This window comes from Kaistella sp. PBT33-4 (assembly GCF_029194425.1).
Lineage (GTDB): Bacteria > Bacteroidota > Bacteroidia > Flavobacteriales > Weeksellaceae > Marnyiella.
In genome coordinates this window covers 1-5,196 of the sequence record NZ_JARFYL010000010.1, presented here as the reverse complement: position 1 = coordinate 5,196, position 5,196 = coordinate 1, and the positions used below count along the sequence as shown (strand labels likewise).

At 48.1% G+C, this 5,196-nt stretch carries 2 tRNA genes and 2 rRNA genes; all 4 read right to left on the bottom strand.

Annotated features, from left to right (window positions below):
- Positions 1-16 precede the first annotated feature (16 nt).
- Positions 17-2,783: ribosomal RNA gene (locus tag P0M11_RS13265) — 23S ribosomal RNA — on the bottom strand.
- A 209-nt stretch (positions 2,784-2,992) separates the two neighbouring features.
- Positions 2,993-3,066 (bottom strand) — tRNA-Ala (locus P0M11_RS13260).
- An 83-nt stretch (positions 3,067-3,149) separates the two neighbouring features.
- Positions 3,150-3,223: transfer RNA gene (locus P0M11_RS13255), tRNA-Ile, on the bottom strand.
- Positions 3,224-3,445: 222 nt separating this feature from the next.
- Positions 3,446-4,962 (bottom strand): 16S ribosomal RNA (locus P0M11_RS13250).
- Together the 16S and 23S rRNA genes with 2 tRNA genes alongside form the textbook arrangement of a ribosomal RNA operon.
- Between the last annotated feature and the right edge of the window lie 234 nt (positions 4,963-5,196).

The following is a 5,196-nucleotide window of genomic DNA, read 5'->3' as shown; positions in this document are numbered from 1 at the left end:
GGGTGCGCCTATATCAGGCTATAAATCTACGGGTAATTAGTACTACTCGGCTATGCCATTACTGACTTTACACCTGTAGCCTATCAACGTGGTCATCTCCCACGACCCTTAAAAGATGTCTCATCTTGAGGCAGGTTTCGCACTTATATGCTTTCAGTGCTTATCCTTTCCAAACGTAGCTACTCTGCGGTGCGCCTGGCGGCACAACAGATACACCAGAGGTTTGTTCAAGTCGGTCCTCTCGTACTAAACTCAAGCCCTCTCAAACATCTAACGCCCGCAATAGATAGAGACCGAACTGTCTCACGACGTTCTGAACCCAGCTCGCGTGCCACTTTAATGGGCGAACAGCCCAACCCTTGGGACCTTCTCCAGCCCCAGGATGTGACGAGCCGACATCGAGGTGCCGAACCTCCCCGTCGATGTGAGCTCTTGGGGGAGACTAGCCTGTTATCCCCGGAGTACCTTTTATCCTATGAGCGATGGCCCTTCCATACGGAACCACCGGATCACTATGTCCTGCTTTCGCACCTGATCGACTTGTAGGTCTCACAGTCAAGCACCCTTATGCCATTACACTCTACGCACGGTTACCAAGCGTGCTGAGGGTACCTTTGAAAGCCTCCGTTACTCTTTTGGAGGCGACCACCCCAGTCAAACTACCCACCACGCAGTGTCCTCGCCGAGGCGAGTTAGGCTCCAAATAAACAAAGGGTGGTATTTCAACGTTGACTCCACCAACACTGGCGTGCCGGCTTCAAAGTCTCCCACCTATCCTACACATTGTTTATTCAAAGTCAATACGAAGTTATAGTAAAGGTTCACAGGGTCTTTTCGTCCCATTGCGGGTAATCGGCATCTTCACCGATACTACAATTTCACAGAGCTCATGGTTGAGACAGTGCCCAGATCGTTACACCATTCGTGCAGGTCGGAACTTACCCGACAAGGAATTTCGCTACCTTAGGACCGTTATAGTTACGGCCGCCGTTTACTGGGGCTTCAGTCAATGCCTTCGGATTGCTCCTAAGCACCTTCCTTAACCTTCCAGCACCGGGCAGGTGTCAGACCCTATACAGCATCTTTCGATTTAGCAGAGTCCTGTGTTTTTGATAAACAGTCGCCTGGGCCTCTTCACTGCGGCCACCATTGCTGATGGCGTCTCTTCTTCCGAAGTTACGAGACTATTTTGCCTAGTTCCTTAACCATGATTCACTCTAGCACCTTAGGATTCTCTCCTCGACTACCTGTGTCGGTTTTGGTACGGGTTGCTTCACTTCGGCTTTTCTTGGAATCTATTTCCCTGCAGCAGCTTCGCCCGAAGGCTAGGCCTTGACTATTCCGTCAGTCTCCAGCAAGTACGTAAATCCGTCCCCTTTTTAATGTGAGCAAGTTAGGGAATATTAACCCTATGTCCATCCACTACCCCTTTCGGGTTCGCGTTAGGTCCCGACTAACCCTCAGCTGATTAGCATGGCTGAGGAAACCTTAGTCTTTCGGTGAGCGGGTTTCTCGCCCGCTTTATCGTTACTTATGCCTACATTTTCTTTTCTATCCGCTCCACAATACCTCACAGTACTGCTTCTGCGCAAATAGAATGCTCTCCTACCAGATATAACTCCATAGTTATAAATCCATAGCTTCGGTAATATGCTTATGCCCGATTATTATCCATGCCGGACCGCTCGACTAGTGAGCTGTTACGCACTCTTTAAATGAATGGCTGCTTCCAAGCCAACATCCTAGCTGTCAATGCAGTCCAACCGCGTTATTTCAACTTAGCATATATTTGGGGACCTTAGCTGTTGGTCTGGGTTCTTTCCCTCTCGGACATGGACCTTAGCACCCATGCCCTCACTGCCGACGAACATTTATTAGCATTCGGAGTTTGTCAGGAATTGGTAGGATTTGACTCCCCCGCATCCAATCAGTAGCTCTACCTCTAATAAACTTAACATCGACGCTGCACCTAAATGCATTTCGGAGAGTACGAGCTATCTCCCAGTTTGATTGGCCTTTCACCCCTACCCACAAGTCATCCGAAGACTTTTCAACGTCAACCGGTTCGGTCCTCCACTTTGTGTTACCAAAGCTTCAACCTGCCCATGGGTAGATCACAAGGTTTCGCGTCTAATCCTACTAACTATGCGCCCTGTTCAGACTCGCTTTCGCTCCGGCTCCGCACCTGAAGTGCTTAACCTCGCTAGTAAAATTAACTCGTAGGCTCATTATGCAAAAGGCACGCCGTCACCCAACTTGTGGGCTCCGACCGCTTGTAGGCGTACGGTTTCAGGTTCTCTTTCACCCTTCTATTCGAAGTGCTTTTCACCTTTCCTTCACAGTACTTGTTCACTATCGGTCTTTCAGGAGTATTTAGCCTTGGAGGATGGTCCCCCCATATTCAGACAGGATTTCACGTGTCCCGCCCTACTCATTTATCACTTATGTATGCCTTTCATATACGGGGCTGTCACCCTCTATGGCCGTTCTTTCCAAAACGTTCTATTAAACATATAAAAGCTTTTGGGCTAATCCGCTTTCGCTCGCCACTACTTACGGAATCTCTTCGATTTCTTTTCCTCCGGGTACTTAGATGTTTCAGTTCTCCGGGTTTGCTCCTCGCCTTGCGGCGGGTGACTGGTCTTCTACCAGCCGGGTTGCCCCATTCGGACATCTCGGGATCAATTCGTGTGTGCCAATCCCCCGAGCTTTTCGCAGCTTACCACGTCCTTCTTCGCCTCTGAAAGCCTAGGCATCCGCCATACGCCCTTAACGATTTCTTTCCTAATATTTTTATTAGTTTAAGTATTTTTAATAACAGCACAACCGTGCTGCCTTTTATTTTGTAAACTTTCACACCCGCAGGTGCTCGGTTTTCTCTTTGTGATGTTCTTACCGTTAATGTCAATGATCTTTTTTCTTCTTATTAGCCTGATGAACGGATATTGTTTTTGGCTCTATCCGTAACTTTTAAATCAAACTTATAAAACTGTGGAGAATAAGGGAGTCGAACCCTTGACCTCCTGCGTGCAAGGCAGGCGCTCTAGCCAGCTGAGCTAATTCCCCCTCTAGTGGCTGTAGGCTGCAGGCTTTATGCCGTAAGCTTAATGCTTACCGCCTAAGGCTTATTGCTTACCGCTTTTAATTAGTAGTCTCGGGCAGGCTCGAACTGCCGACCTCTACATTATCAGTGTAGCGCTCTAACCAGCTGAGCTACGAGACTGTCTTTTTAGACTTCCAGAATCAAGATTCAAGATACAAGACTTTTTTTGTCTTGACTCTTGGCTCCTGGCTCTTGTATCTCTTCCCTATTACTAATTTCTAGTGGGTGTATTGTTTAATAAGCAACCAAAGTAAAAAAACCAAAGCATCCTCTAAGTGAGTGCTTGTGGTACTTGCGTACCTGTTGTTTGTTTATTCTCTTCCCTAAAGGGACGAGACTCAAAAATGAGATGTTCCAGCCGCACCTTCCGGTACGGCTACCTTGTTACGACTTAGCCCTAGTTACTTGTTTTACCCTAGGCAGCTCCTTTTACGGTCACCGACTTCAGGTACCCCAAACTTCCATGGCTTGACGGGCGGTGTGTACAAGGCCCGGGAACGTATTCACCGCGCCATGGCTGATGCGCGATTACTAGCGATTCCAGCTTCATAGAGTCGAGTTGCAGACTCCAATCCGAACTGAGACCGGCTTTCGAGATTTGCATCACATCGCTGTGTAGCTGCCCTCTGTACCGGCCATTGTATTACGTGTGTGGCCCAAGACGTAAGGGCCGTGATGATTTGACGTCATCCCCACCTTCCTCTCTACTTGCGTAGGCAGTCTCACTAGAGTCCTCAACTGAATGTTAGCAACTAGTGACAGGGGTTGCGCTCGTTGCAGGACTTAACCTAACACCTCACGGCACGAGCTGACGACAACCATGCAGCACCTTGAAAATTGCCCGAAGGAGGATCTGTTTCCAGATCTGTCAATTCCCATTTAAGTCTTGGTAAGGTTCCTCGCGTATCATCGAATTAAACCACATAATCCACCGCTTGTGCGGGCCCCCGTCAATTCCTTTGAGTTTCAAACTTGCGTTCGTACTCCCCAGGTGGCTAACTTATCACTTTCGCTTGGTCTCTGAATCCGAAAATCCAAAAACGAGTTAGCATCGTTTACGGCGTGGACTACCAGGGTATCTAATCCTGTTCGCTCCCCACGCTTTCGTCCATCAGCGTCAGTTAAATCTTAGTGACCTGCCTTCGCAATTGGTGTTCTAAGTAATATCTATGCATTTCACCGCTACACTACTTATTCCAGCCACTTCAAATTTACTCAAGACCCGCAGTATCAATGGCAGTTTCACAGTTAAGCTGCGAGATTTCACCACTGACTTACGGGCCCGCCTACGGACCCTTTAAACCCAATAAATCCGGATAACGCTTGCACCCTCCGTATTACCGCGGCTGCTGGCACGGAGTTAGCCGGTGCTTATTCGTACAGTACCTTCAGCTACCCTCACGAGGGTAGGTTTATCCCTGTACAAAAGAAGTTTACAACCCATAGGGCCGTCGTCCTTCACGCGGGATGGCTGGATCAGGCTCTCACCCATTGTCCAATATTCCTCACTGCTGCCTCCCGTAGGAGTCTGGTCCGTGTCTCAGTACCAGTGTGGGGGATCACCCTCTCAGGCCCCCTAAAGATCATTGACTTGGTGAGCCGTTACCTCACCAACTATCTAATCTTGCGCGTGCCCATCTCTATCCACCGGAGTTTTCAATAGTAACTGATGCCAGTCATTATATTATGGGGTATTAATCTTCCTTTCGAAAGGCTATCCCCCAGATAAAGGCAGGTTGCACACGTGTTACGCACCCGTACGCCGCTCTCTCTCTTCCGAAGAAGAAATACCGCTCGGCTTGCATGTGTTAGGCCTCCCGCTAGCGTTCATCCTGAGCCAGGATCAAACTCTCCATTGTATGTTTGTCTTACGCTCACTCAAAGTTATTGACGCTTTGGTTTTTCCTTACTTTTTTTGGTTGTTATTTGTATGTCAATGATCTCTCTTCTCTTCGCTTTATTTCCAGACGCATCTTCTGTCGTTGTGCCTCTGAATTGCGAGTGCAAAAGTATAAACTATTTTTTAAATGACCAAATCTTTTTTAAGAAATTTTTAAGTCCGGATATTCACTGTATTGTTCAGCAAACCCCCT